At 73.8% G+C, this 24,190-nt stretch carries 25 protein-coding genes; 11 read left to right on the top strand and 14 right to left on the bottom strand.

Annotated elements, in window-relative coordinates; genetic code table 11:
• Window positions 1–43 precede the first annotated feature (43 nt).
• From amaP to ACQP0T_RS08765, 8 genes are all read right to left on the bottom strand, one after another.
• Entirely contained in the window at window positions 44–658 is a 615-nt protein-coding gene (amaP, locus tag ACQP0T_RS08730) for an alkaline shock response membrane anchor protein AmaP (protein ID WP_433872103.1), read from the bottom strand.
• Window positions 655–1,191: a DUF6286 domain-containing protein gene (locus ACQP0T_RS08735; RefSeq protein ID WP_433872105.1), complete on the bottom strand. Its 537-nt coding sequence runs from the start codon at window positions 1,189–1,191 to the stop codon at window positions 655–657. The genes amaP and ACQP0T_RS08735 overlap by 4 nt, the downstream gene beginning before the upstream one ends.
• 25 nt (window positions 1,192–1,216) lie before the next feature.
• A complete protein-coding gene (locus ACQP0T_RS08740; protein WP_433872106.1) occupies window positions 1,217–1,624 on the bottom strand; it encodes an Asp23/Gls24 family envelope stress response protein in 408 nt (135 codons plus the stop codon).
• Window positions 1,621–1,800, bottom strand: coding sequence for a hypothetical protein (locus ACQP0T_RS08745; RefSeq protein ID WP_345367865.1), 180 nt, complete (start codon window positions 1,798–1,800; stop codon window positions 1,621–1,623). The genes ACQP0T_RS08740 and ACQP0T_RS08745 overlap by 4 nt, the downstream gene beginning before the upstream one ends.
• A 36-nt stretch (window positions 1,801–1,836) precedes the next feature.
• Window positions 1,837–2,088 carry a hypothetical protein gene (locus ACQP0T_RS08750; RefSeq protein ID WP_433872107.1) on the bottom strand — a complete coding sequence of 84 codons (252 nt, stop codon included), beginning with the start codon at window positions 2,086–2,088 and terminating at the stop codon, window positions 1,837–1,839.
• Window positions 2,088–2,402 (bottom strand): hypothetical protein, encoded by a 315-nt coding sequence (locus ACQP0T_RS08755; protein WP_345367867.1) that lies wholly within the window; start codon window positions 2,400–2,402, stop codon window positions 2,088–2,090. The genes ACQP0T_RS08750 and ACQP0T_RS08755 overlap by 1 nt, the downstream gene beginning before the upstream one ends.
• 56 nt (window positions 2,403–2,458) lie before the next feature.
• Window positions 2,459–2,998 carry an Asp23/Gls24 family envelope stress response protein gene (locus ACQP0T_RS08760; RefSeq protein ID WP_433872109.1) on the bottom strand — a complete coding sequence of 180 codons (540 nt, stop codon included), beginning with the start codon at window positions 2,996–2,998 and terminating at the stop codon, window positions 2,459–2,461.
• Between the two features lie 211 nt (window positions 2,999–3,209).
• Complete coding sequence (locus ACQP0T_RS08765) at window positions 3,210–3,956, bottom strand: pyrimidine reductase family protein (protein ID WP_433872111.1); 747 nt, start codon at window positions 3,954–3,956, stop codon at window positions 3,210–3,212.
• 145 nt (window positions 3,957–4,101) lie between these two features.
• Between ACQP0T_RS08765 and zapE the strand changes: the two genes are divergently transcribed.
• A complete protein-coding gene (zapE, locus tag ACQP0T_RS08770; RefSeq protein WP_433872113.1) occupies window positions 4,102–5,130 on the top strand; it encodes a cell division protein ZapE in 1,029 nt (342 codons plus the stop codon).
• Window positions 5,131–5,175: 45 nt separating this feature from the next.
• On the opposite strand, the gene rocD is transcribed toward zapE, so the two are convergent.
• The gene (gene rocD, locus ACQP0T_RS08775) at window positions 5,176–6,408 is read right to left on the bottom strand and encodes an ornithine--oxo-acid transaminase (RefSeq protein WP_345367871.1); all 1,233 of its coding nucleotides are present in this window, start codon (window positions 6,406–6,408) and stop codon (window positions 5,176–5,178) included.
• A 215-nt stretch (window positions 6,409–6,623) separates the two neighbouring features.
• Between rocD and ACQP0T_RS08780 the strand changes: the two genes are divergently transcribed.
• Window positions 6,624–7,682, top strand: coding sequence for a lactonase family protein (locus tag ACQP0T_RS08780; protein WP_433872115.1), 1,059 nt, complete (start codon window positions 6,624–6,626; stop codon window positions 7,680–7,682).
• A 16-nt stretch (window positions 7,683–7,698) separates the two neighbouring features.
• Here ACQP0T_RS08780 and ACQP0T_RS08785 read toward each other — a convergent pair whose 3' ends face one another.
• Window positions 7,699–9,477, bottom strand: a complete 1,779-nt coding sequence (locus ACQP0T_RS08785) for a serine/threonine-protein kinase (protein WP_433872116.1) — start codon at window positions 9,475–9,477, stop codon at window positions 7,699–7,701.
• Between the two features lie 249 nt (window positions 9,478–9,726).
• On the opposite strand from ACQP0T_RS08785, the gene ACQP0T_RS08790 reads away from it, so the two are divergent.
• Genes ACQP0T_RS08790 through ACQP0T_RS08800 form a run of 3 tightly spaced genes read left to right on the top strand, consistent with a single transcriptional unit; the run spans window position 9,727 to window position 13,269 of the window.
• On the top strand, window positions 9,727–11,232 hold the full coding sequence (locus tag ACQP0T_RS08790; protein WP_433873639.1) for a sugar ABC transporter ATP-binding protein: 1,506 nt from the start codon (window positions 9,727–9,729) through the stop codon (window positions 11,230–11,232).
• Window positions 11,229–12,242 (top strand): ABC transporter permease, encoded by a 1,014-nt coding sequence (locus ACQP0T_RS08795; protein WP_433872118.1) that lies wholly within the window; start codon window positions 11,229–11,231, stop codon window positions 12,240–12,242. The genes ACQP0T_RS08790 and ACQP0T_RS08795 overlap by 4 nt, the downstream gene beginning before the upstream one ends.
• A gap of 19 nt (window positions 12,243–12,261) precedes the next feature.
• Window positions 12,262–13,269, top strand: a complete 1,008-nt coding sequence (locus ACQP0T_RS08800; RefSeq protein WP_433872119.1) for a sugar ABC transporter substrate-binding protein — start codon at window positions 12,262–12,264, stop codon at window positions 13,267–13,269.
• A gap of 23 nt (window positions 13,270–13,292) precedes the next feature.
• Here the strand turns inward: ACQP0T_RS08800 and ACQP0T_RS08805 are convergent, their stop codons facing one another.
• Window positions 13,293–14,051 carry an SDR family NAD(P)-dependent oxidoreductase gene (locus ACQP0T_RS08805; protein WP_345367876.1) on the bottom strand — a complete coding sequence of 253 codons (759 nt, stop codon included), beginning with the start codon at window positions 14,049–14,051 and terminating at the stop codon, window positions 13,293–13,295.
• 234 nt (window positions 14,052–14,285) lie between these two features.
• Between ACQP0T_RS08805 and ACQP0T_RS08810 the strand changes: the two genes are divergently transcribed.
• Window positions 14,286–15,146, top strand: a complete 861-nt coding sequence (locus ACQP0T_RS08810; protein ID WP_433872122.1) for a 3-hydroxybutyryl-CoA dehydrogenase — start codon at window positions 14,286–14,288, stop codon at window positions 15,144–15,146.
• 69 nt (window positions 15,147–15,215) lie between these two features.
• Here ACQP0T_RS08810 and ACQP0T_RS08815 read toward each other — a convergent pair whose 3' ends face one another.
• Window positions 15,216–15,860 carry a GntR family transcriptional regulator gene (locus ACQP0T_RS08815; protein WP_433872124.1) on the bottom strand — a complete coding sequence of 215 codons (645 nt, stop codon included), beginning with the start codon at window positions 15,858–15,860 and terminating at the stop codon, window positions 15,216–15,218.
• 106 nt (window positions 15,861–15,966) lie between these two features.
• Here ACQP0T_RS08815 and ACQP0T_RS08820 point away from each other — a divergent pair, with 106 nt between their 5' ends.
• The gene (locus ACQP0T_RS08820) at window positions 15,967–17,172 is read left to right on the top strand and encodes a CaiB/BaiF CoA transferase family protein (RefSeq protein WP_433872125.1); all 1,206 of its coding nucleotides are present in this window, start codon (window positions 15,967–15,969) and stop codon (window positions 17,170–17,172) included.
• Window positions 17,169–18,356: an acyl-CoA dehydrogenase family protein gene (locus tag ACQP0T_RS08825; protein ID WP_433872126.1), complete on the top strand. Its 1,188-nt coding sequence runs from the start codon at window positions 17,169–17,171 to the stop codon at window positions 18,354–18,356. The genes ACQP0T_RS08820 and ACQP0T_RS08825 overlap by 4 nt, the downstream gene beginning before the upstream one ends.
• Window positions 18,357–18,406: 50 nt before the next feature.
• Here ACQP0T_RS08825 and ACQP0T_RS08830 read toward each other — a convergent pair whose 3' ends face one another.
• Window positions 18,407–19,870, bottom strand: coding sequence for an amidase (locus ACQP0T_RS08830; RefSeq protein ID WP_345367881.1), 1,464 nt, complete (start codon window positions 19,868–19,870; stop codon window positions 18,407–18,409).
• A 187-nt stretch (window positions 19,871–20,057) separates the two neighbouring features.
• On the opposite strand from ACQP0T_RS08830, the gene ACQP0T_RS08835 reads away from it, so the two are divergent.
• Complete coding sequence (locus ACQP0T_RS08835; RefSeq protein ID WP_433872128.1) at window positions 20,058–21,242, top strand: MFS transporter; 1,185 nt, start codon at window positions 20,058–20,060, stop codon at window positions 21,240–21,242.
• 103 nt (window positions 21,243–21,345) lie between these two features.
• On the opposite strand, the gene ACQP0T_RS08840 is transcribed toward ACQP0T_RS08835, so the two are convergent.
• Entirely contained in the window at window positions 21,346–22,209 is an 864-nt protein-coding gene (locus ACQP0T_RS08840) for an SAM-dependent methyltransferase (RefSeq protein ID WP_433872130.1), read from the bottom strand.
• Between the two features lie 148 nt (window positions 22,210–22,357).
• On the opposite strand from ACQP0T_RS08840, the gene ACQP0T_RS08845 reads away from it, so the two are divergent.
• Both ACQP0T_RS08845 and ACQP0T_RS08850 read left to right on the top strand, forming a co-directional pair.
• Entirely contained in the window at window positions 22,358–23,440 is a 1,083-nt protein-coding gene (locus ACQP0T_RS08845) for an S-(hydroxymethyl)mycothiol dehydrogenase (protein ID WP_345367884.1), read from the top strand.
• Window positions 23,440–24,069, top strand: a complete 630-nt coding sequence (locus ACQP0T_RS08850) for an MBL fold metallo-hydrolase (protein ID WP_433872132.1) — start codon at window positions 23,440–23,442, stop codon at window positions 24,067–24,069. The genes ACQP0T_RS08845 and ACQP0T_RS08850 overlap by 1 nt, the downstream gene beginning before the upstream one ends.
• Window positions 24,070–24,190 lie beyond the last annotated feature (121 nt).

Genomic DNA, 24,190 nt, shown 5'->3' on the forward strand with positions numbered 1-24,190 from the left:
GATCACCGCGCTCGGCGCCGGTCGGGCCGAGGCGGGCAGGTGCTCAGCGCACCCGCTGGCGGGGCGCGCGGTCGAGCCGGAGGCGGATCGACGTCGGCAGCGTGTCGGTGCCCAGCGCGCCGCGAGCCCGGGCGAGCACCTTCTCGTCGAGCTCGTCCCACACGTCGCGGACGTTGGTGCCCTCCTGCAGCGACAGGGTCAGGCGCAGCGACGGGGCCTGGTCGCTGCCCGCCATCCGCGCCCTGGCGCGGGTGACCCCGGTGACCTCCTCGGCGTCCGCGCGCACCGCCTCGGTGAGCGCGTTGGAGGTGACCGTCAGGCGCCCGCCGGAACCCTGCTCCAGCCGCACGTCCGGGCGTTGCTCGGGTCGCATCGCCCGCAGCAGCCACCACAGGCCGAGGCACAGCAGGAGCAGACCGCCGACGATGGCGATCGGGTAGGCGATCTGCGGGTTCTCGCGCCACCACTGCAGCGCCAGCGGGTCCAGGACCGGTCGCCGCGCCCGGTTGGTGCCCAGCAGCCCGGTGCTCACCACGACGGCCGCGGCACCGACCAGCACGGCGAGCAGCCCGATCACGACGACGACACCCCGCTCGAACGCCGCGCTGCGCCCGGCCGGGGTGCGGCTGGGGCGCGCGTCCTGGCGCGCGGTGGTCATCGCCGCTCCTTCGGCGGGGTGACCGAGACCGCGACCTTGGGCGAGTGGCGCAGCGGCAGCTCCCCGACCGCGTCGCGGGCGGTGTCGGTGAGCCGCTGCCGCAGATCGCCCATCTCGCGGAACCGGGAGGTGGCCTTGACCCGCACCCGCTTGGCGCCCGCGGTGACCGAGGCGCGGGCCACGCCGTCCTGGTCGCGGACCTGGTGGCCGACCAGCCGGGCCAGCGAGCGCGGATCGGTGATCACGGTGACCTCCGGGGCGGGGTCGTGCAGCCGCACGTCCCGCCGCCCGGCGCGCGTCGCCAGCAGCAGGAGCAGCAGCCCGACCACGCCCACGACGATCGCGGTGACCAGCGCCGCGGTGTCGGCCCACGTCACGCCGCCGAGGCCGGAGCGCACCGCGCGCCAGGACACCACCAGCCCGTCCGCCTGCGGCCGGATCCAGGCCCACACCGCCTCCGCGGCGATCAGCACTCCCAGGGCGGCGACGGCGAGGCCCAGCAACGCCGCCAGCAGCCGTACCAGAAGGCGCATGGCACGTCCTTTCCGAGTTCAGCGGTCACCGCACCCGAGGAGCCTCGGCGTCGGGGACCAGGGTCGAGACGGTCACGTCCACGGCGTGCACCTGGCAGTCGGCGATCCGGGCGAGTTCGGAGCCGACCCGTTCCCGGACCGCCCGCACCGCCTCGCGGATCGGCGTCGGGTAGCGCAGCGCCACGTCGAGGCGCACGTGCAGCCGGTGGTCCGGGCCGGTGATCCGGGCGCTCGACCCCTGGCTGCCCATCCCGACCCCGGCCACCTGGCGCGGCGTCCGGGCGCTGTCAGGGGCCTGGTCGGCGGCGTACTCGGCGATCTTGCGCAACACCGAGCGGTCGACCTGGAGCCGGCCCCGGTCCTCGGGTGGCGGACCGGTCGGTTCGACCGCGGTCCCGCGGTCCGGCTCGGTCCGGGGCATCGTGCTGGTCATCGGTCCCTGCCCCGGCCGAGGAGATCGCTGAACTCCATGTCCCCGTCCAGCACGCGCCCGATGACCAGCCCGGCCGCGCCGAGCACGAGCGCGATGAGGAACCCGACGAACCCGCCCGCCGCGGCCGCGGTTCCGAGGAGGAGACCGGCCAGCAGTCCTGTCTTCGTTGCGTTCATGTGCGAAACCTTTCAGAAGTCGTCGTGGTGCCGCGATCACCGCACCCGGGGCGGCCTGCGCCGCCGGGCCCGCCACCGGACGATCCGGTGCAGCACCCCGCGCAGTCCCCGGGGCCGGACCACCACCACCACGACCGGGGCGTCGAACCGGTCGGGTCCCTCCGGCCGCCGGTCCAGTTCGGCCAGCCCGGCGGCGAACTCCTCCGGGTCGCCGCCTACGTCCGGGTGGTGCGCCCGGATGAACGCCCGGCGAGCGGCCCGCCGCGCCGCGGCGTCGCGGCCCGGCATCAGTCGGTGACCACGTCCGCGATGGTGATGTCCACCGGCATCGCGCCGGTGGTGGAGCCGATCGCGGTGCGCAGCTCGCCGATGATCTCCGGCAGCGGCGGGCCGAGGCGCACCACGACGGAGACCTCGACGCCGCCGTCCTCGCGCAGCCGCACGCCGTCCACGCGGCGTCCGGGCAGCGGGGTGGCGGTCTCGCCGAACCGGCCCGGGTGCATCCGGGCCACCGCCGGGTGCGCCAGCACCACCCGGCTGATCTCGTCGGCCGGTTCGGTGCGCGCACCGCTGCGGATCGCCGTGCTGTCGGGTTCCGCCATCTCGGATCATCCCTTCGGCGCTGGTCGCGGCGGCCGGTGTGCGGTCCGCCGCCGGATCACTCCACGCGCGAGGAGGCGGCCTGCTGACCGCTGTCCTCGTCGTCCTCGGACGGCAGGTGGATGTCGTTGACCGCGATGTTGACCTCGATGACCTCCAGCCCGGTCATCCGCTCGACCGAGGTGACCACGTTGCGCCGCACCGCGCGGGCCAGCTCGCCGATCGAGGCGCCGTACTCCACCACCAGGTCCAGGTCGACCGCGGCCTGCTTCTCGCCGACCTCGACGGCCACGCCGGGCGTCGAGGAGGTGCCGCTGCCGCCCGGGATGCGCTCGCGCAGCGCGCCGAAGGCGCGGGACACGCCACCGCCCATCGAGTACACGCCGGAGATCTCCCGGGCCGCGATGCCGGCGATCTTCTGCACCACGGAGGCCGCGATCGTGGTCTTGCCCTGGACGCCCTCGGACGTCCGGGCGGGGGAGTCGCCGGAACGGCTCTGCGGGATGGTGCTCCCGCCGCTCTGCTCCCCGGTGCCCTGCTTCCCGGTGCTCTGCGTCCCGGTGCTCTGGGCGCCCTGGGTTCCGCTCCCTTGGGTCATTGCCGTCAGCTCCTCTCCTGTCGCCGCGCCGGTCGCTTCGGCGGGGTCGGTACGAGGTCGGATGCGCCGCACGTCCGAGGCTCGCGGTGTTGTGGCCGATATCACACCAGGGCGGTCGGCCGGTACCCCCGGGTACCCCGCCGACGCGGTGCGACTCCCCGATTCTCGGCGTCGGGTGCGGAACTCGCCTCGTGGCGGAGCGGGACCGCGCTCAGGACCCGGTTCGCCGGTAGCGGAGCAGCAGCAGCGAGTCCGCGTGCAGCACCCCGGCCAACCGCATCGGCAGCGGGGAGCGGGGCAGCGGCCCGCGGGCGATGCGCCCGGCGTCGCCGCCCGCCAGCACCGGTGCCAGCGACAGGCACAGCTCGTCGACCAGGTCGGCATCGACCAGGTGCCCGAACAGCGTCGGCCCGCCTTCGCAGACCACCCGCCGCAGCCCCCGGCGCGCCAGCGCGTCCAGCGCGGCGCGGAGGTCCACGCCGCCGTCCCCGGCGAGCACCACCTCGGCACCGGCCTCGGCCAGCGCCCGCCGCCGCTGCGCCGGAGCGGCGGCGCAGGTCAACACGATCGGAGGAATCTCGGTGCTGGTGAGCAGCGGCGAGTCCGGCGGCACCGCCGCGCTCCCGCTCACCACGGCCACCGGCGGCACCCCGGTCAGCCCGAGCCGGGCGCGGCGCTCCCGGCGGGCCGCGGTGCTCCGGAGCCCCTGGTACCCCTCGACCAGGGCGGTGCCCGCCCCGACCAGCATCACGTCGGCGAGGTCCCGCAGCAGCGTCAGCACCGACCGGTCGGCGGGGTCGGACAGGCCGCGCGAGCTGCCGTCCACCGCGACCGCGCCATCCAGGCTGGACACGAAGTTCACCCGCACCCACGGGCGGTCCGGCGTCGCGGGGTAGCGGTAGAAGTCCTCCAGGTCGGCCGCCGTCGCGGCGCCGTCCACCGGCCAGAGCCTGTCCACGCGGGCATCCCACCACGTCGGCCGGGACCTGCCCGCGCCGGGTCGATCACGGTCGTGACCTGGCGTTTCGATCGTCCGTTCCGGTGATGAGGAGCACCCCGGGCGCCGTCCCGGAGCAGGGTGCCGCGGCGATAGAGTCACCCGCATGAGTGCTCTGCGCCTGGTCGACCGCCGGCCCGAGGTCACCCCGGACGAGCTGGTCCAGGCGATGACCCCGCCGCCGCGGTTCGACGCGGTCCGGTTCGACAGCTACCTGCCGAACCCGGACGAGCCGAGCCAGGCCGAGGCCGTCGGGGCCTGCCGCGCGTTCGCCGAGCAGGTCGACGCGGGGACCCCCAGCACCTCCTGGCTGCGCGGGCTCTTCGGCCGCGGGCGGGCGCGCCCCGCGGGGCTGCCCGGCCTCTACCTCGACGGCGGCTTCGGGGTCGGGAAGACCCACCTGCTGGCCTCCACCTGGCACGCGGTGCGGGGCGCGAAGTCCTACGGCACCTTCGTCGAGCTGACCAACCTGGTCGGCGCGCTGGGCTTCGCCGAGACCGTGCGCCGGCTCTCCGAGCACCGACTGCTGGCCATCGACGAGTTCGAGCTCGACGACCCGGGTGACACCATGCTGGTCACCCAGCTCGTCGCCAAGCTCACCGACGCGGGCGTGCACGTCGCGGCCACCTCGAACACGCTGCCGGACAAGCTGGGGGAGGGGCGGTTCGCCGCGCAGGACTTCCTCCGCGAGATCCACGCCATGTCGGCCCGCTTCGCCGTGGTCCGGGTGGACGGTCCGGACTACCGGCACCGCGGTCTGCCGGACGCGCCGCCGCCGATGGCCGACGACGCCCTCACCGAGCTGGCCGAGGGCACCGACGGCGCCGCGCTGGACGACTTCGCCCCGCTGTGCGACTTCCTGGCCGGGGTCCACCCCTCCAAGTACGGCAGGCTGCTCGACGGCCTCAGCGCCGTGCACCTGCGCGGGGTGCGCCCGGCGCGGGACCAGGACGTGGCGCTGCGCCTGGTGGCGCTGGCCGACCGGCTCTACGACCGGGCGATCCCGGTGCGGTCCTCCGGCGTGCCGCTGTCGGAGATGTTCACCCAGGAGATGTTCGAGGGCGGCTACCGCAAGAAGTACCTGCGGGCGATCAGCAGGCTCACCGCGCTCTCCCGGGACCTCGCCAAGTCCTGACCGCGCCGGGGAGTTCGCCGAGTCCCGGACGGGGGTGGGCGGGTTTCAGCGGCCGAGCACGTCGGCGACCGCGTCGAGGCCCGCGTCCAGGTCGTCGCGCTCGATCACCAGCGGGGGTGCCAGCCGCAGCGTGCTCTCCTGGGTCTCCTTGCACAGCACGCCGCGCGCGGCGAGCGCCTCGGCGGCCTGCCTGCCGGTGGGGCCGCCCGGGGCGAGCTCCACCCCGGCCCACAGGCCGCGGCCGCGCACCTCGGTGACCCCGCGCCCCACCAGCTCGGCCAGCCGCGCGTGCAGGTGCGCGCCCAGCTCGCGGGAACGCCGCTGCGGCTCGCCGGTGCGCAGCAGGTCGACCACCGCGCGCCCGACCGCGCAGGCCAGCGGGTTCCCGCCGAAGGTCGAGCCGTGGCTGCCCGGCCGCAGCACGCCGAGCACGTCGTCGCGGCCGACCACCGCCGAGACCGGGAGGATGCCGCCGCCCAGCGCCTTGCCCAGGGTGTAGAGGTCGGCGCGGACGCCGTCGTGGTCGCAGGCCAGCAGTTCCCCGGTGCGGCCGAGTCCGGACTGGATCTCGTCGGCGATGAGCAGCGCGCCGCGCCGGTCGCACAGCGCGCGCAGCGCGGGCAGGTAGTCGGCGGGCGGGACCACCACGCCCGCCTCGCCCTGGACCGGCTCGACCAGCACGGCGGCGGTGCGCTCGGTCATCGCCGCCTCGACGGCCGCCGCGTCGCCGTACGGGGTGAGCACGAAGCCCGGGGTGAACGGGCCGTACCCGGCGCGGGCCACTTCGTCGGTGGAGAACGACACGATCGTGGTGGTGCGGCCGTGGAAGTTGCCGCCGGCCACGACGATCTCGGCCTGATCCGCCGGGATGCCGCGCACCTCGTAGGCCCACTTCCGGGCGACCTTGATCGCCGACTCCACCGCTTCCGCGCCGGAGTTCATCGGCAGCACCCGGTCGGTCCCGGTCAGCTCCGCCAGGTCGCGGCAGAACGGCCCGAACTGCTCGTGGTGGAAGGCCCGGCTGGTCAGGGTCAGCCTGCCGAGCTGCTCGGTGGCCGCGCGGACCAGGTCCGGGTGCCGGTGGCCGAAGTTCAGCGCCGAGTAGCCCGCCAGGAAGTCCAGGTAGCGGTGCCCGTCCACATCGGTCAGCCACGCGCCGTCGCCGTCGGCGAGCACGACCGGCAGCGGGTGGTAGTTGTGCGCCCCGTAGCGCTCGTCCAACTCGCGCGAACGCGTCGCGGCCGGGGAGGCTCCGAGGGCGGAGCGGGCGGTGGTCATGCGCTCAGGTTATGGCCGCGCGGCGAAGATTTCAGCCGCTGACCGTTGCTCCCGGCAGCACTTCGTTGCGCAGTTCGGCGGGTCGGTGGCGGAACGTTGTCCACGGGACCCGGAGCCGCCGTGCCCGGAGCCGCGGTTTCCGGTCGTGCCGCTCCTTGCCACCATGGCGGGACGGCCACCGCTGCGGTGGCCACAACCACGAGGAGCGTGACGCGGTGGCCCACGACGGCGCGTACCGGATCTACCTGGGGACCTACACCGGCACCGAGGCGGCGGCGGGCGGCATCCGGGCGTTGCGCGCCGATCGGCGCGGGGCGGTGCGCGACGACGGTCTGCTCGCGGAGCTGGCCGATCCCTCCTTCCTGGCCGCCTCGCCGGACGGCGGTGCGCTGTACGCGGTCAGCGAGCAGGACGACGGCGAGGTGGCGGCCTTCGCGGTGCGCCCGGACGGTTCGCTCGCCGAGCTCGGCAGGCGGTCGTCCGGCGGTGCCGCGCCGTGCCACCTCAGCGTCCACCCGTCGGGCGAGTACCTGTTCACCGCCAACTACGGGTCCGGCACCGTCGCCGTCCACCCCGTCGAACTCGGCGGGGCGCTGGGCGAGCCGTGCGACGTGGTGCGGCACCGCGGTCGCGGCCCGAACCCGCAACGCCAGGAGTCCCCGCACGCGCACCAGGTGCTGCCCGACCCCTCCGGGCGGTTCGTCTTCGCCGTCGACCTGGGCACCGACTCGGTGCACGGCTACGGCTTCGATCCGCTCACCGGGCGCCTCACGCCGCGCGAGCAGGTGCGCACCCGCCCGGGCGCGGGGCCCAGGCACCTGGCCTTCCACCCGGACGGGGAGCGGGCCTACCTGATCAGCGAGCTGGAGTCGTCGGTCACCGAGTTCGGCTACGACGGCTCGACCGGCGCACTGCGCGCCGAGCAGAGCCTGTCCACGCTGCCGCCCGGGTACGGCAGGCCGAACCTCGCGGCGGAACTCGTCATCACCCCGGACGGGCGGTTCGCGATCGCCTCCAACCGGGGCCACGACAGCCTCGCGGTGTTCAGCCTGGACTCCGCCGACGGCGAGTTCCGGCTGGTCGAGATCGTCTCCGCCGGGGTCGCCGCGCCCCGGCACATCGCGCTGTCCCCGGCGGGCGACGTGCTGTTCGCGGGTGGTCAGGACAGCGACGCCGTGCAGCCCTTCGCGCTGGCCGAGGACGGCCGGCTGACCCCGCTGGGCCGCCCGGAGCCGGTGCCCAGCCCGGTCTGCCTGCTCCCCGCGGTGGGCTGAGCCCAGGCGTCGGCGGTCAGCTCAGCCGGGAGTCGTAGAGCGCGGGGGCGTGGTCCTGCAATGCCGACCGCACCCGCCGGATCTCCTGGCGCCGCCGCAACCAACCCCCGGTGTCCCCGATCGGGTACACCCGGTAGCCGCCGTGGTAGGACCGGACCAGGTGCCAGGGCCGGGTGCCCGGCTTGGCCGCCCCCTCCACCGGCCACACCGCGACGTACTGGGCGCTGCCGCGACCGACGACGCCGACCCGCCGCACCTGGCTCCACGGGATCTCCCGGTGCAGCCCGAGGCGGGAGATCCGCAACCCGTCGGGGTTGATCTTCAGCTTCAGCCGGGGCACCAGCAGCCGCACGGCCGACCACGCCGCGCTCACCACCAGCAGCAGGGAGCCGACCTGGAACGCGATGGTGTCCAGTTCGTTCGGTAGTACGGAGACCTGGTCGGCCAGCGCGCCCAGGCCCGCGGCCACGAGCACGCAGCAAAGGATCCAGAGGAAGGCCGCCACCTTGCCCGCCGTGACGAACACCGGGCCCGGCACGTCGTCGCGGACCCGCGCTGCGATCTTCGCCGGAGCGGTGTGCCTGGGGGTGGCGGGGACGATCGGGTCGCGTCGCGCGACCTCGCCGGAGCGGGCCGGTGCCGCGGACTTCGACGCCGGTTCCTTCGGCGCCGGTGGTTCCGGGGCCTTCGGGGCCGGGGGTTTCGGCGCCGGTGGTTTCGGGGCCGCCCAGTCGCCGTGCGACTTCGGCCGGGGCGGAGCCGGTTCGGCCACCGCGCCCGCCGCGACCGCTGCCGCGCCCGCCTGGGTGTAGGAGCGGGTCCCCGAGCCGGGCTGCGGCGGTGCCGCGCCCGCCTGGGTGTAGGCGCGCGTGCCCGAGCCGGGCTGCGGCGGTGCGGTGTCCGGCGGCGCGGCGCTGGTGGTCTGCTGCAGCTCGGTGGCGTGCTGCTGGATCACCTGGTTGATCACCGGGGGCAGCCAGTGGGCGCCCTGCGGGCTGGTCTCGCCGATCCGGTCCAGCAGCTGCTCGGGCCGCGGGCGAGCGGCGGGGTCCTTGGCCAGGCAGTCGGCCAGCAGCGGGCGCAGCCCGTCGGGCACCGCGGCCAGGTCCGGCTCGGAGTGCACGACCCGGTAGAGCATGGCGGCCGTGTTGTCGTTGCCGAACGGACCGCTCGCCGTCGCGGCGAACACGAGCACCGCGCCGAGGGAGAAGACGTCGCTGGACTGGGCGATTTCCCCGCCCGAGGTCTGCTCCGGGGAGAAGTAGCCCGGGGTGCCGAGGAACATGCCGGTCGCGGTCAGCGCGTTGCCGGTCATCGCCCGCGAGATGCCGAAGTCGATCACCCGCGGCCCGTCCGGACCGAGCAGCACGTTGGCCGGTTTGAGGTCGCGGTGCACCAGACCGGCCCGGTGGATGGCCACCAGCGCCTCGGCGAGCCCGGCGGCGAGCCCGCGGACGGTCTCCTCCGGGAGCGCGCCGTGGTCGGAGACCGCCTGTTGCAGGGTGGGGCCGGGGACGTACTCGGTGGCCAGCCACGGCTGATCGGCGTTCGGGTCGGCACCGACGACCGCGGCGGTCCAGAACCCGCCCACCGAGCCGGCCATGTCGGCCTCGCGGCGGAACCGCTCGCGGAACTCGGGATCCTCGGCCAGGTCCGGGCGCACGACCTTGACCGCGACCACGCGGCCGCCGCGGGACCGGCCGAGGTAGACCCCGCCCATCGCGCCGCGCCCGAGCCGGGCCAGCAGCCGGTAATCACCGACGCGGGTGGGGTCGCTGGCCAGCAGCGGCTGCACGTGCTCACTCCTCCGGTCCGTCCGGTGCCTCCGTTGCGAGCTTACGGACCGCCGTCGGCGCGGTGGTGGAAGCCACGGCAATTTGCGCGGTGCCGGGGCGTGGGGTTGGACTTGTCCGGTGGCGTCGGTAATCGAATACTTCGCTTCGTCGCAACCCTTTCGAGGGGTGGTGGAGCTATGTATGATCCGGCGCACCGCGAGCTGACAGCAACGATCTCGACGATCGAGGGGAGCCGCGTCGTGACGGCAATGGAGTCGTCCGCACCGCCGCGGGCCGCGGTGGCGCTCAACGGTGTGAGCAAGCGCTTTCCCGGCGTGGTCGCCGTCTCGGACGTCACGCTGGCCGTGCCGCCGGGCGAGGTGCACGTGTTCGCCGGGGAGAACGGCGCGGGCAAGTCGACCCTGATGAAGCTGATCGCCCAGGTGGAGGAACCCAGCACCGGCACCATCGAGCTGGACGGTGCGCCGGTCGCCTTCCAGGGGCCCGGCACCGCGCGGCGGCTCGGCGTGTCGATGGTGCACCAGGAGTTCGCGCTGGCCCCGGACCTGTCGGTGGCCGAGAACCTGTTCGTGGGGGACGAACCGGGGCGGGCCGGCTGGATCGCCCGGTCGGCGGAGCGCCGCGGGGCCAAGGACCTGCTCGCCCGCGTCGGGCTGCGGATCGACCCGACGTGCCGGGTGTCCCGGTTGTCCACGGCCGAGCAGCAGCGCGTCGAGCTGGCCAAGGCCCTCGCGGTGCGCGCGAAGGTGCTGATCCTGGACGAGCCGACCGCCAGCCTCACCGAGCGCGAGACCGAGGAGCTCTACCGGATCATCCGCGAGCTCACCGCCGACGGCATCGCCGTCCTCTACATCTCCCACCGGCTCGACGAGATCTTCGAGATCGGCGACCGGGTGACGGTGATGCGCGACGGGGCGGTGGTGGCCACCCGGCCGACCGCCGAGCTCGACGAGGCTCAGCTCGTGCAGCTCATGGTCGGCCGCGACGTGGAGAACCTGTACCCGAGGAGTTTCCGCGAAGCCGGTCCGGCCCGGCTGGAGGTGACCGGGCTGACCCGGGGCGAGGCGGTCCGCGACGTCTCGTTCGAGGTCCGGGCCGGGGAGATCCTCGGCCTCGCCGGGCTGGTCGGCGCGGGCCGGACGGAACTGGCCCGGGCGGTGTTCGGCGCGGAGGTGCCCGAGTCGGGGACCGTCGCGCTGGACGGCGCCCCGCTGCGCATCCGCGGTCCGGCCGACGCGATCGCCGCCGGGATCGGCTACCTCACCGAGGCCCGCAAGTCCGACGGGCTGGCCATGCAGCTCGGCGTGGACAAGAACATCACGATGGCGAAGCTGCCGCTGAAGGCCGGGTTGATCAGCCTCGGCGCGGAACGCTCGATCGCCGAGCGCGAGCGCGAGGCGCTGCGCATCCGGGTGCCGTGGGTGGGGCGCCCGGTGCGAATGCTCTCCGGCGGCAACCAGCAGAAGGTGATCCTGGCGCGCTGGCTGGAGACCGGCGCCGAGGTGCTGTTCTTCGACGAGCCCGGCCGGGGGATGGACGTCGGCGCGAAGTCGGAGATGTTCCAGCAGATGGACGCGCTGGCCGCCAAGGGCAAGGCGGTCGTGTTCATCTCCAGCTACTTGCCCGAACTGCTGAACATGTGCGATCGGATCCTCGTCATGCGCGCCGGCCGGATCACCGGTGAAGTGGAGCGTGCGGAGTTCTCCGAGGAACGCGTCGTCGCGCTCGCGACCGGAGCGAAGGGCACCCCATGACCGAACAGCAGACGGACGGATCGTCCACGCGGGAGCGCGGACCGCTCGGCGGGCTGGCCGACCGGTTCTCCGGGGCGGTGTCGCAGGTCGCCGCCGCGGGCGCGCTGATCGTCGTCTTCATCGCGCTGTCCATCGTCGCGCCGTCCTTCCTGACGGCCGACAACCTGTTCAACCTCGGCTCGCAGACGTCGGTGAACGCGGTGATGGCGGTCGGCGTGACGCTGGTGATCATCACCGGCGGCATCGACCTGTCGGTGGGTTCGGTGGCCGCGCTGTCCGGTGTGGTCGGCGTGATGCTGATGGCCGGTTTCGGGGTCAACCCGCTGCTGGGCATCCTGGGCGGCATCGCGGTCGGGGCGCTCGCGGGACTCGTCAACGGCCTGCTGGTGTCGGTGGTGGGGCTGCCGCCGTTCATCGCCACGCTCGGGATGCTCAGCGTCGGGCGCGGCTTGGTGCTGATCATCACCGGCGCGGTCGCGGTGTTCGGCGCGCCCGACTCGTTCCGGCTGCTCGGGCAGGGCGTGATCGGCGTGCTGCCGATCCCGGTGCTGATGATCGCCGTCGTCGCGGTGCTCGGGCACCTGGTGCTCACCCGGACCCGACTCGGACGCTACGCCTACGTGATGGGTTCCAACATGGAGGCCGCGCGGTTGTCCGGCGTTCCGGTGCGCAGCCACCTGACCTGGGTGTACGTGCTCTCCGGTGCGCTGGCCGGGCTGGGCGGCATGATCGCCGCCTCGCGGATCAACTCGGGACAGCCCAACTTCGGCGAAGGGCTGGAGCTGGACGTGATCGCCGCCGTGGTCATCGGCGGCGCGAGCCTGTTCGGCGGTCGCGGCACCGTCTGGGGCTCGCTGATCGGCGCCTTCCTCGTCGCGGTGATCCGCAACGGGGCGGTGCAGCTCAACATCGGCACCTTCTACCAGAACGTGCTGATCGGCGTGATCATCTGGCTGGCGGTCTGGTGGGACCGCTACCAGCGGCGCAAGCTCGGCGGCGACGTCGGGTAGCGAGCAAGGGAGCTCGGCGATGAAGAGGGTTCTGGGCGTGACGTGCGCGGTGCTGTCGGCGGTCCTGGCCGCCGGGTGCAGCGTCGAGGTTCGCCAGCAGAGCGGTGGCGACGTGGAGGCCGGCGGGCCGGTGAAGATCGTCGTGGTGCCCAAGGCGATCGGCTTCGACTTCTGGGAGCAGGTGCGGGTCGGCGCCGAGTGCGCCGGTTCCGAGGTGCCCAACGTGCAGATCCACTGGGACGGGGTGAGTTCCGAGAGCGACGTGAGCGGGCAGCAGAGCCTGCTGCAGGACATGCTCGCCCAGGGCGGCGTGCAGGGCCTCGTCTACGCCGCCACCGACGCCAAGGCGCTGTCCCAGATCACCCGCACCGCGCAGGGGCAGGGCACCACCGTGGTCAACATGGATTCCGGTACCGAGCCGCAGCCGCCGGACGTCCCGGTGTACGCGACGAACAACGTGGCCGCCGCCCAGATGGGCACCCAGCTCCTCGCCGACCAGCTCGGCGGCCGGGGCAAGGTGGCGTTCATCGAGTTCCAGCCCGGCACCAGCACCAACGAGACCCGCGCCGAGGGCTTCCGGCGCGGGTTGGCCGCCAACCCCGGGCTCGAGCTGGTGGCCGAGCAGTCCAGCGAGAGCGACTACAACACGGCGCTCCAGGTGACCCAGGACATCCTCACCGCCAACCCCGACCTCAACGGGATCTACGCGGCCAACGAGCCGAGCGTGCTCGGTGCCGCCGAAGCCGTGCGGCAGGCGGGCAAGGCGGGCCAGGTCAAGATCATCGGGTGGGACACCTCGGAGGGCCAGATCCAGTCGCTGCGCGAGGGCGTGATCACCGGCCTCATCGCGCAGAACCCCTTCAAGATGGGCTATTTCGCCGTCACGGCGGCGATCGGCGAGATCACCGGCGACCCCGCCCCGCCGCCGCCCACCGACACCGGCTCGATGCTGATCACGAAGGAGAACCTGGACACCCCCGAGGTGCAGAAGCTGCTCAACCCGAGCTGCGCCAACCCGCCCGCCTGAGGCGCCTCGAGGCGAGCGGAAGCTCAGCGGAGCATGACGGTGCCGCCGTCGGCCATCAGCGTCTGCCCCGTCATGTAGCGGCTGTCGTCGCAGGCCAGAAAGACCACGACCGGTGCGATGTCCTCCCGCGGGTCGCCCAGCCGTCCCAGCGGGATCGTGCCGAGCATCCGCTCGTACTGCTCGGCGTGCGTCTTCGACCAGGCCTCGACCCCGGCGGTGCGGGCGATCGGGGAGACGAGGTTGACCCGGATGCCGTCGCGCGCCCACTCGTGCGCGGCGACGCGGCTCAGCCCCCGGATCGCCTCCTTGGCCGCGGCGTAGGAGGCCTGGTTGGGCTGCCCGTTCAGCCCGGCGCCCGAGGCGAAGTTGACGATGCTGCCGCCGCGCTCGGCCAGGTGGGCGTGGCAGGCGCGCATCAGCCGGTAGGTGGCGAAGAAGCCGGTGCCGAACGACAGCTCGAACATCTCGTCGGTGTGCTCCAGGAGCGGGGCCTGCCGCGAGGCGTGCGCGTTGTTCACCAGCACGTCGATCCGGCCGAACTCCGCCACCGCGGCGTCCCGCACCGCCTCGGCCGTCCCGGCGGCACCGATGTCGGCGGCCAGGAAGGCGACCCGCGCACCGGGCACGGCCTCGGTGATCTCCCGGACGGCCGCGTCCCCGGCCTCCTGGTCGAGGTCGACGATGAGCACCCCGGCGCCTTCCGCCGCACACGCGGTGGAGATCCCGCGCCCGATGCCGCCCGCTCCTCCGGTGACGATGACCGCCTTGCCGTCCAGCTTCACCTTGGCTCCTCCTTCGAGACGTCCTCCGCGGACGGTATCCGCCCCGGTCGGGCGCCCGGCGCGCGGGGCAGAATTCATTTCAGGAAAGCGCGGCTCGGTTCCGGCGCGCGGACCGCCGCGGTGGGCGCGCGGCGCGACCGCACCCGGTGGTGTAGCGCACTGCCCGACGTCGTCGGGGCGGTGGTGCTGGCATGATCGCGGCCACGGCAGCACAGCGACGGAAGGACCGGTGTCGTGACGGAGATCGAGCGCCTGGGCGTGGTCGGCGGCGGACTGATGGGCGGCGGCATCGCCGAGGTCGGAGCCCGGGCCGGGCTGGACGTGATCGTCTGCGAGGTCGACGACGAGGCCGCCCGGGCCGGTCGGTCCCGGCTGTGGAAGTCGCTCAACCGCGCGGTGCAGTCCGGCAAGATCACCGAGGCCGACCGGGACGCGGCGCAGTCCCGGCTGCTGTTCAGCACCGACCTCGCCGACCTCGACGACCGGCAGCTCGTGGTGGAGGCGATCGCCGAGGACGAGAAGCTCAAGGTCGACCTGTTCACCCGGCTCGACGAGGTGGTCGCCGATCCGGAGGCGATCCTGGCCTCGAACACCTCGTCCATCCCGATCGCCAAGCTCGCCGGTGCCACCAAGCGACCGGCGCAGGTGCTCGGCGTGCACTTCTTCAACCCGGTCCCGGTGCTCAAGCTGGTCGAGCTGGTGCCCTCGCTGCTCACCGGTGAGCAGACCCTCGCCCGCGCCGAGAGGTTCGCGACCGAGCAGCTCGGCAAGCAGACCATCCGGGCCCAGGACCGCTCCGGCTTCATCGTCAACGCCCTCCTGGTGCCGTACCTGCTCTCCGCGGTCCGGATGTACGAGGGCGGGTTCGCCACCGCGGAGGACATCGACGACGGGATGGTGCTCGGCTGCGCGCACCCGATGGGTCCGCTGCGGCTCGCCGACCTCGTCGGCCTGGACACCCTCGCGGCCATCGCCGACTCGATGTACGCCGAGTACGGCGAGGCGCACCACGCCGCCCCGCCGCTGCTGCGGCGGATGGTCGACGCCGGCCTGAAGGGCAAGAAGTCCGGCAAGGGCTTCTACGACTACTCCTGATCGACTGGGCGGGGGCGTCGACCGCGAAGTGCCCCCGCCCGGCCGGGCGCGAGTGGGTGCGGCGGCCGCTCAGCGCTCGGTGATCGTGCCGCGCAGCGCCGCCACGGCGTGCCCGCGGTGCTCGTCGAGCAGCCGGACCAGGGCCGGTGCGTCGCGCTCGGCGGCGGCGGTGACGATCGCGTCGTGCTCGGCGCGCACCCGGCGCCGGTTCGCGTCCGAGTTGTAGTACACCGCGCGGTAGGCGTCGGTGGCGTCCCACAGGGTGCGGACCACGCGCAGCAACCGCGGCAGCCCGGCGGGTTCGAGCAGCGCGAAGTGGAACCGCCGGTTCGCCGCGATCATGGCCACCAGGTCGCCGCTGCCCGCGGCGCGCTCCACGTCGTCGCGCGCGTCGGCGATCCGCGCCAGGTCGGACTCGCCGAAGCGCTCGGTGGCCACCGCCGCGGCCTCGGATTCCAGCAGCTCGCGCATCCGGTAGACCTCGAGCAGGTCGCTCAGCGACAGCTCGGCGACCGAGTAGCCGCGGTGCGGGCGGTAGACGACCTGGCCTTCGGCCTCCAGCGTCTTGAGCGCCTCGCGCAGCGGCACCCGGCTGACCCCGAGCCGTTGCGCGATGCCGTCCTGCCGCACCGGCTGGCCGGGCGCGAGCTCGCCGGACACGATCGCCTTGCGGAGCTCCCCGAGCACGAACTCCTGCGTGGTGGGTGGGCGCATGCCGGGCCTCCAGAAGGGCTTGACCGTCGGTCCCGCGACTGTATATTGGATCCAATTCCGCCGTGACGCGATTCGCGGAACTCCGCTGGAGGAAGGTGCTCGCGAGGTGTGCGCAGACGTCGCCGGACCGGACCCGCTCCCGCTGGAGGGCGTGGTCGTCGCCGATTTCAGCCGGGTGCTCGCCGGCCCCTACGCGACCATGTTGCTGGCCGATCTCGGCGCCACGGTCGTCAAGGTGGAGCGGCCGGACAGCGGCGACGACACCCGTTCGTGGGGTCCGCCGTGGACCGAGCACAGCTCGGCCTACTTCGAGTCGGTCAACCGCGGCAAGCGCAGCGTCGTTCTCGACCTGGCCGACCCGGACGGGCAGCGCGCCGCGCGGGACCTGGTGCGGCGGGCCGACGTGCTGGTGGAGAACTTCCGGCCGGGGGCGCTGGCCCGCTACGGGCTCGACTTCGACAGCGCCGCCGCGCTCAACCCGAGCCTGGTCTACGCCTCGATCTCCGGGTTCGGCGGCGAGGGCGGCGCGCACCTGCCCGGCTACGACTTCGTGGTGCAGGCGCTCGGCGGCCTGATGAGCATCACCGGTGACCCGGACGGCCCGCCGACCAAGGTCGGCGTCGCGGTCGTGGACGTGCTCACCGGCAAGGACGCGGCGCTGGGCATCATGGCCGCGCTGCGCCACCGGGACCGCACCGGGACGGGGCAGCACGTGGAGGTGAACCTGCTGTCCAGCCTGCTGTCCTCGCTGGTGAACCAGATGAGCGCGCTGCAGACGACCGGCGCCGCCCCGCAGCGGATGGCCAACCGGCACCCCAGCATCGCGCCGTACGAGACGTTGCGCTGCGAGGACGCCTTCCTCGCCGTCGCGGTCGGCAACGACGCCCAGTTCCGCAGGCTCACCGAGGCCCTGGGCCTGGTCGGCATGGCCGAGGACCCGCGCTTCGCGACCAACGCCGAGCGCGTCGCTCACCGCGAGGAGCTGGTGCGGCACCTGGAGAACGTGCTCGGGGCGCGCACCGCGGTCGACTGGCAGGAGCGGTTGCAGCGCATCGGGATCGCCTGCGGGCAGGTCAACGACCTCTCCCGCGCGGTGGACTACGCCGAATCGCTCGGGCTGCGGCCGACGGTCGATCCGGGCGACGGCGGGGTGGCCCAGGCGCGGATGCCGATCGACTTCTCCGCCACCGGCAGCGCCGCCGCCACTGCGCCGCCCCGCCTCGGCGAGCACACCGACGAGGTGCTCGCCTGGTTGTCCGACACCGAGTCCGCACCCCTGCCGCCGACCGCCTCCAGGAGGATCCCGTCATGAGCTCGTCCCGTCCCGCCTTCGACCCGCGCGACCCGCTGGGCATCGACACCGAGTTCAGCACCGAGCAGCTCGCCATCCGGGACAGCGTGCGCGCGCTGTGCCGCGACCACGTGCTGCCGCACGTCGGCGAGTGGTACGAGCGCGGGGAACTCCCGGGGGTCCGCGAGCTGGCCCGCGAGCTGGGCAAGCTCGGCGTCCTGGGGATGCACCTGGAGGGCTACGGCTGCGCGGGGATGTCCGCCGTGGACTACGGCATCGCCTGCGAGGAGCTGGAGGCGTGCGACTCCGGGTTGCGCTCGCTGGTGTCGGTGCAGGGATCGCTGGCGATGTTCGCGATCTGGCGGTGGGGCTCGGAGGAGCACAAGCAGGAGTGGCTGCCCCGGATGGCGGCGGGCGAGGCGATCGGCTGCTTCGGCCTCACCGAACCCGACCACGGGTCCGACCCCGCCTCGATGCGCACCACGGCGCGCCGGGACGGCACCGACTGGGTGCTCAACGGCCGCAAGATGTGGATCACCAACGGCAGCATCGCCTCGGTCGCCGTGGTGTGGGCGCAGACCGACGAGGGCGTGCGCGGGTTCGTCGTGCCGACCGACGCGCCGGGCTTCGCCGCGCCGGAGATCAAGCAGAAGCTGTCGCTGCGCGCCTCGGTGACCAGCGAGCTGGTGCTCGATGACGTGCGGCTGCCCGCGGCGGCGGTGCTGCCCGAGGTGACCGGGCTGCGCGGTCCGCTGAGCTGCCTCAACGAGGCGCGCTACGGCATCGTGTGGGGTGCGGCGGGGGCCGGGCGGGCGTGCCTGGAGGCCGCCCTGGACTACGCCACGACCCGCGAGCAGTTCGGCCGCCCGATCGCCGGTTTCCAGCTCACCCAGAGCAAGCTGGCCGACATGGCGGTGCGGGTGCAGAACGGTCGGCTGCTCGCGCTGCACCTGGGCAAGCGCAAGGACGCCGGGCAGTTGAGCCCGCAGCAGGTGAGCTTCGGCAAGCTGGACAACGTGCGCGGCGCGCTGGAGGTGGCGCGCAGCGCGCGGACCGTCCTCGGGGCGAACGGGATCTCGCTGGAGTACCCGGTGATCCGGCACATGACGAACCTGGAGTCGGTGCTGACCTACGAGGGCACCGGCGAGATGCACGCGCTGACCATCGGCCAGGCGCTGACCGGGATCCCGGCGTTCCGCGGCTGAACGCCCCGCGGGGCGGCGGAACCTCCGGCGCCCCGTCCCGCCCCGCTCCGTCAGCGCAGTGCGGGCGGCAGCACCCGGTGCACCCAGTCGGTGACCGCCTCGTAGGCGCAGGCGAGCTTCAGCAGCGGCCACTCGGCGTGGTTGGGGCCGATGAGCTGCACCCCCATCGGCAGGTCGTCGGCGCCGAACCCGACGGGAACGGTGGCCACCGGGTGCCCGGACAGCGTCCACGGCGCGACGGTCTCCATCCACCGGTGGTAGGTGTCCATCTCCCGGCCGCCGACCCGGTTCGGCCAGCGCAGCCCCGCGTCGAAGGGGAAGACCTGCGCGCTGGGCGCGAGCAGGTAGTCGTAGTCGTCGAACAGCGCGGACACCGCCGCGTACCAGCGGTCCCGGCCGTCCAGCGCGCGGGTGATGTCGTCGACGGTGAGCTCCAGGTAGCCCTCGACCTCGTAGACGGCTTCGGGCTTGAGCAGCGCCCGGGTGGCCGGGTCGGCGTGCGCGGCGGCGAGGTTCGGGCCGGTGCGCCACCGCCGCCACAGCAGGAAGGTCTCCCACATCTGCTCGGTGGGCAGCCGGGTGCGCACCGGCTCGACGGTGCAGCCGATCTCGCGCAACGCCTCGGAGGCCGTCGAGCACAGCTCCAGCACGCCCGGGTCGAACGGCAGGTAGCCGCCGAAGTCGCCGATCCAGCCGATCCGGGCGCCGGTGAAGTCATGCTTGAGGTCGCCGGTGAACCGCTCCGGGTCCTGCTCGATGCTCAGCGGCGCCCGCGGGTCCGGACCGGCCATCGTGGACAGCAGCATCGCGATGTCGCGCACCGTGCGGCCCATCGGACCGGGCACCGAGGGCTCGCTGAGGAAGCCTTCGGCGGGCACCCGGCCGAAGCCCGGCCGCAGCGAGACGACGTTGTTCCAGCCGGCGGGGTTGCGCAGCGACCCCATGAAGTCGCTGCCGTCGGCCACCGGCAGCATCCGCATCGCCAGCGCGGCGGCGGCCCCGCCGCTGCTGCCCCCGGCGCTGCGGGACGGGTCGTAGGGGTTGGTGGTGGTGCCGAAGACCGGGTTGAACGTGTGCGAGCCGAGCCCGAACTCCGGCACGTTGGTCTTGCCGACGACGATCGCGCCCGCGTCCCGCATCCGCCGCACGTGCCGTTCGTCGGCTTCGGCGCGGTGTTCGGCCAGCAGCGGTGAGCCCTTGGTGGTGGGGAAGCCCGCAGCGTCGGAGAGGTCCTTCACCGCGATCGGGAAACCGTGCATCCAGCCGACCGGCTCGCCCCGGTCGAGCTGCGCGTCGCGTTCCCGGGCCTGCGCGAGCAGGTCGCCCTCCTCGGCGCGCGAGACGATCGCGTTGACCTGCGGGTTGAACCGGTCGATGTGGTCGAGGTAGGCGCGCATCACCTCGACGCACGAGACCTCGCGCCTGCGGATCGACCAGGACAGCTCCACCGCGTCGAGCAGCACCAGGTCGGGGATGAGGGTGGAGGGGAGCCCGGCTCCCGGCGCCACGGTCACCGATGTCCTCCTGCGGTCGATCGACAACGGCTTAGCACCTTCGCGCGGCCGGACCGCCGGAGTCAACCGGCATTTCGGGCGTCGTGCGGGCCTGCGCGGAGTCGTGCGTCACGTTAGCGTTGCTAAAAACCACCGCGCTGCGCAGCCTGGTCATGACCACCGCGCCGCCGACGATGGAGGTACGCCGATGCCCGCAGCGGGGATCGCCGCTCCTCCGGCCGCCGTCGGCGTGCCCCGGGTGCTCGCCTCGGTCGCCGCCGTGGTCACGGTCGGCGTCTTCCCGGTCTTCCTGGTGGGCGGGCTCGGGGTGCAGCTCCAGCGCGACATGGGCTTCAGCGCGGCGCTGCTCGGGCTCGCCGCCGCCGGGTTCTTCGGCGTCGCCGCCATCGCCTCCCGGATGATGGGCTGGGTGGTCGAGCGCATCGGCGCCCGGCTCGGGATGCGGCTGGCCGCCTCCGGCAGCGCGCTCTGCCTGTTCGGCATGGCCGCGGCCGGGGACGCCGCCTGGCTGCTCGGCCTGCTGTGGCTGGCCGGACTGCCGAACTCGCTGGGGCAGCCCGCATCGAACCTGCTCATCGCGCAGGGCGTTCCGGTGCACCGCCGGGGCATGGGCTTCGGGGTGAAGCAGTCCGCGATCCCGGTGGCCACGCTGCTGGCCGGCGTCGCCGTGCCCGCCGTCGCGCTGACCATCGGCTGGCGGTGGGTCTTCGTCTTCGCCGGGATCATCGGGCTGGTCGCTGCCTTCGCGGTCCCGCTGCTGCCCACCGCCGAGCGTTCCCGGCCGGGTGCGGCCGCCTCGGGCCGGGGCAGCGCCCCGCGCGGCGCGTTGCTGCTGCTGGCCATCTCCGGCGGGCTCGGGTCCGCCGCGGCCAACGCGCTGGGCGCGTTCGTCACCACCACGGCGGTGGAGGTCGGGTTCAGTCCGTCGGCGGCCGGGCTGGTGCTCTCTGTCGGGTCGGCCGCCGGGCTGCTGGTCCGGTTGTCGGCCGGAGTGCTGGCCGATCGGCGGAACCCGAACCTCGTCCGCGTCATCACCGGGATGCTGCTCGTCGGGGCGGTGGGCTACGGGCTGATGGCGGTGCCCGCGCCCGCGGCCTTCCTGATCGGCGTGGCCGTCGCGTTCGGCGCCGGCTGGGCTTGGCCCGGGCTGCTCAACTTCGCCGTCGCCAAGATCGCCCCGGACCGGGTCGCCAGCGCCACGTCGTTCACCCAGACCGGGATCTACTTCGGCGGCAGCTCCGGGCCGCTGCTGTTCGGGCTGCTCGCCGAGCACGCCGGGCTGGCCGGGGCCTGGTTGGCCGCCGGGAGCGCCGCGGTCGTCGCCGGGGTGCTCCTGCTGTTCATCCGGAGCCCCCGCTCGGCCGACGCGTGAGCACCGCTCCCGCCGACGATCCGCGCGGCGGAGCCGGTCGCGTGCCACCGCGCTGCTGCCGAGTCCCCTGAGCGGATCCCGCCCCGCGCGGGCGAGCCCGAGCTCAGGGCTTGCGGGCCACCCCGCCGTGCATCAGGCGGTAGCGCCGGGCCAGGCCGACCTGCTCCGGGTCCGGTCGCCAGTCGGCCAGCGGCACCGCCCCCGGCGCCAGCACCTCGAAGTCGCCGAACAGCTCCTCGATCCAACCGGTGCCGCGCGGGTGCAGCGGGTCCGCGGTCCCGGCGTACTCGCGCCGCAGCACCGCCGCGACCTCGGGCTGCACGTCGTCGGCCAGGTGGGCGAGCACCAGGTGGCTGCCGGGGGCGAGGGCGTCCCGATATTCGGCGGTCAGCCCGCGCGGATCGTCGGCGTCGGGCACGAAGTGCAGCACCGAGGTCATCAGCAGGCCCAGCGGTCGGTCCAGGTCCAGCAGCTCCTCCGCCGCGGGGGAGCACAGGACGGACTTGGGGGCGCGGCAGTCCGCTTCGATGATCGCCGCGTGCGGCTCGTCGGCCAGCAGCGCGCTGCTGTGCGCGACGGTCAGCGGCTCGTTGTCGACGTAGAGCACCCGGAGGTCGGCGGTCCGCCGCCGGGCGACTTCGTGCACGTGGCCGATGGTCGGGATGCCCGAGCCCAGGTCGAGGAACTGGCGGATGCCCAGGGCCAGCAGGTGCTCCACGGCGCGGCGCAGGAAACCGCGGTCGACCTGGAACAGCTCGCCGATCCCGGGCAGGTCGCCCGCCAGCCGCTCGGCGAACTCCCGGTCGACGCCGAGGTTGTGGCTGCCGCCGAGGAAGGCGTCGTGGAGCCGGGCCGCGGCAGGCCGCTCGATGTCCATCGGCCGGGGCGGCGGGCCGTCGGCGGGGGCCGTCGCGGGTGCGCGCTCGGCGCACCACGGGCTGGTGGTCGGGTCCTGCGCTTTGACCATGGCCCCTCCTCGTCCTGCGGAAATCGTACAGTAGTCGTCTTATGACTCTTCGTGTCCGATCCGCCCGATCGGGCCGCCCCTTGCTGATGCGGTGCCGCGCATACGACGATGGGGGAGGCTGATCCCCCGGAAGGCCTAGGAGGTGCTCGTGTCCGACGTTCGCGCGGTGGTCGCGACCGGTCGTGGTGAACCGGTCAAGGTGGTCACGATCCGGGTTCCGGATCCCGGTCCCGGTGAGGCCGTCGTCCGCGTGCAGGCGTGCGGTGTCTGCCACACCGACCTGCACTACCGGGAGGGCGGGATCAGCGACGACTACCCGTTCCTGCTCGGGCACGAGGCGGCGGGCGTGGTGGAGCAGGTCGGCGACGGGGTCGTCGACGTCGCGCCCGGCGATTTCGTGGTCCTCAACTGGCGCGCGGTGTGCGGGGTCTGCCGGGCCTGCAAGCGCGGTCGGCCGCAGTACTGCTTCGACACCCACAACGCGGCGCAGCCGATGACGCTCACCGACGGCACGCCGCTGTCGCCGGCGCTGGGCATCGGCGCCTTCGCGGAGAAGACCCTGGTGCACGCCGGGCAGTGCACCAAGGTCGACCCGGCCGCGCGCCCCGCGGTGGCCGGTCTGCTCGGCTGCGGGGTGATGGCCGGTATCGGCGCCGCGGTGAACACCGGTGGTGCCGGCCCGGGCGACACCGTGGCGGTGATCGGCTGCGGCGGGGTCGGCGACGGTGCGATCGCCGGGGCGGCCATGGCCGGGGCGCGCCGGATCATCGCGGTGGACACCGACCCGGTGAAGCTGGACTGGGCGCGCCGGTTCGGCGCCACCCACACCCTCAACGCCGCGGAGTCCGACACGGTGGAGGGCATCCGGGAGCTCACCGGCGGTGTCGGCGCCGACCTGGTGGTCGAGGCGGTCGGCCGACCGGAGACCTTCACCCAGGCCTTCTACGCCCGGGACCTGGCGGGCACCGTGGTGCTGGTCGGGGTACCGACGCCGGAGATGGAGCTGGAGCTGCCGCTGCTCGACGTCTTCAGCCGGGGCGGGGCGATCAAGTCGAGCTGGTACGGCGACTGCCTGCCCGAGCGGGACTTCCCGATGCTGGTCGAGCTGTACCAGCAGGGCCGGTTGCCGCTGGAGGAGTTCGTCACCGAGGAGATCGCGCTGGACCAGGTCGAGGAGGCGTTCGCGAAGATGCACCGCGGCGAGGTGCTGCGTTCGGTGGTGGTGTTCTGATGACCGCGCGCATCGATCACACCACGACGTCCGGGACCTTCTCGCTCGACGGCCAGACCTTCGAGGTCGACAACAACGCCTGGGTCTTCGGCGACGACCAGGAGTGCGTCGTGATCGACGTGCCGCACGACGCCGAGGCCATCCGCGCGCTGGTCGGCAACCGCGCGGTCAAGGCGGTGCTGGCCACCCACGCCCACGACGACCACGTCCGGGCGGCGGTCGCGCTGGCCGACGCGGTCCACGCCCCGCTGCTGCTGCACCCCGACGACCGGGTGCTGTGGGACCTGGTGCACCCGGACCGCGCGCCGGACGGCGAGCTCGCCGACGGTCAGCTCGTGGTGGTCGGCGACGCCGAGCTGGAGATCCTGCACACCCCGGGCCACGCGCCGGGCGCGGTGTGCTTCTACTCGCCGCAGCGCGGCGTGGTGTTCACCGGCGACACCCTGTTCGCGGGCGGGCCCGGGGCCACCGGTCGGTCCTATTCGGACTTCTCCGTGCTGGTGGCGTCCATCCGGGACCGCCTGCTGCCGCTGCCCGACTCGACCACCGTCCACACCGGACACGGGGAGAGCACCACGATCGGCGCGGTGCGCCCGCAGTTCGACGAGTGGGTGGCCCGCGGCTACTGAACCGCTCGGGTACGTCCCACTTTCGACTGATGCACCGGCGGCCGCGCGGGTCCAGGATCGTGCCGCCTCCGGTCGTCCGCGCCGACGGCGGCGGAGGTTCGAGTGCTGCGGGGAACGGTGA

This window comes from Saccharopolyspora sp. CA-218241, assembly GCF_050954615.1.
Classification (GTDB): domain Bacteria; phylum Actinomycetota; class Actinomycetes; order Mycobacteriales; family Pseudonocardiaceae; genus Saccharopolyspora; species Saccharopolyspora cebuensis.

Excerpts from the sequence above, each read along its gene's own strand:
- ACQP0T_RS08850 (WP_433872132.1), top strand. The coding sequence starts at position 23,440 with ATGACCGCGCGCATCGATCACACCACGACGTCCGGGACCTTCTCGCTC.
- ACQP0T_RS08790 (WP_433873639.1), top strand. The coding sequence starts at position 9,727 with ATGGAGTCGTCCGCACCGCCGCGGGCCGCGGTGGCGCTCAACGGTGTG.
- zapE (WP_433872113.1), top strand. The coding sequence starts at position 4,102 with ATGAGTGCTCTGCGCCTGGTCGACCGCCGGCCCGAGGTCACCCCGGAC.
- ACQP0T_RS08750 (WP_433872107.1), bottom strand. The coding sequence starts at position 2,088 with ATGCCGGGCCGCGACGCCGCGGCGCGGCGGGCCGCTCGCCGGGCGTTC.
- rocD (WP_345367871.1), bottom strand. The coding sequence starts at position 6,408 with ATGACCACCGCCCGCTCCGCCCTCGGAGCCTCCCCGGCCGCGACGCGT.
- ACQP0T_RS08800 (WP_433872119.1), top strand. The coding sequence starts at position 12,262 with ATGAAGAGGGTTCTGGGCGTGACGTGCGCGGTGCTGTCGGCGGTCCTG.
- ACQP0T_RS08840 (WP_433872130.1), bottom strand. The coding sequence starts at position 22,209 with ATGGTCAAAGCGCAGGACCCGACCACCAGCCCGTGGTGCGCCGAGCGC.
- ACQP0T_RS08795 (WP_433872118.1), top strand. The coding sequence starts at position 11,229 with ATGACCGAACAGCAGACGGACGGATCGTCCACGCGGGAGCGCGGACCG.
- ACQP0T_RS08745 (WP_345367865.1), bottom strand. The coding sequence starts at position 1,800 with ATGAACGCAACGAAGACAGGACTGCTGGCCGGTCTCCTCCTCGGAACC.
- ACQP0T_RS08835 (WP_433872128.1), top strand. The coding sequence starts at position 20,058 with ATGCCCGCAGCGGGGATCGCCGCTCCTCCGGCCGCCGTCGGCGTGCCC.
- amaP (WP_433872103.1), bottom strand. The coding sequence starts at position 658 with ATGACCACCGCGCGCCAGGACGCGCGCCCCAGCCGCACCCCGGCCGGG.
- ACQP0T_RS08760 (WP_433872109.1), bottom strand. The coding sequence starts at position 2,998 with ATGACCCAAGGGAGCGGAACCCAGGGCGCCCAGAGCACCGGGACGCAG.
- ACQP0T_RS08740 (WP_433872106.1), bottom strand. The coding sequence starts at position 1,624 with ATGACCAGCACGATGCCCCGGACCGAGCCGGACCGCGGGACCGCGGTC.
- ACQP0T_RS08735 (WP_433872105.1), bottom strand. The coding sequence starts at position 1,191 with ATGCGCCTTCTGGTACGGCTGCTGGCGGCGTTGCTGGGCCTCGCCGTC.
- ACQP0T_RS08825 (WP_433872126.1), top strand. The coding sequence starts at position 17,169 with ATGAGCTCGTCCCGTCCCGCCTTCGACCCGCGCGACCCGCTGGGCATC.
- ACQP0T_RS08755 (WP_345367867.1), bottom strand. The coding sequence starts at position 2,402 with ATGGCGGAACCCGACAGCACGGCGATCCGCAGCGGTGCGCGCACCGAA.
- ACQP0T_RS08815 (WP_433872124.1), bottom strand. The coding sequence starts at position 15,860 with ATGCGCCCACCCACCACGCAGGAGTTCGTGCTCGGGGAGCTCCGCAAG.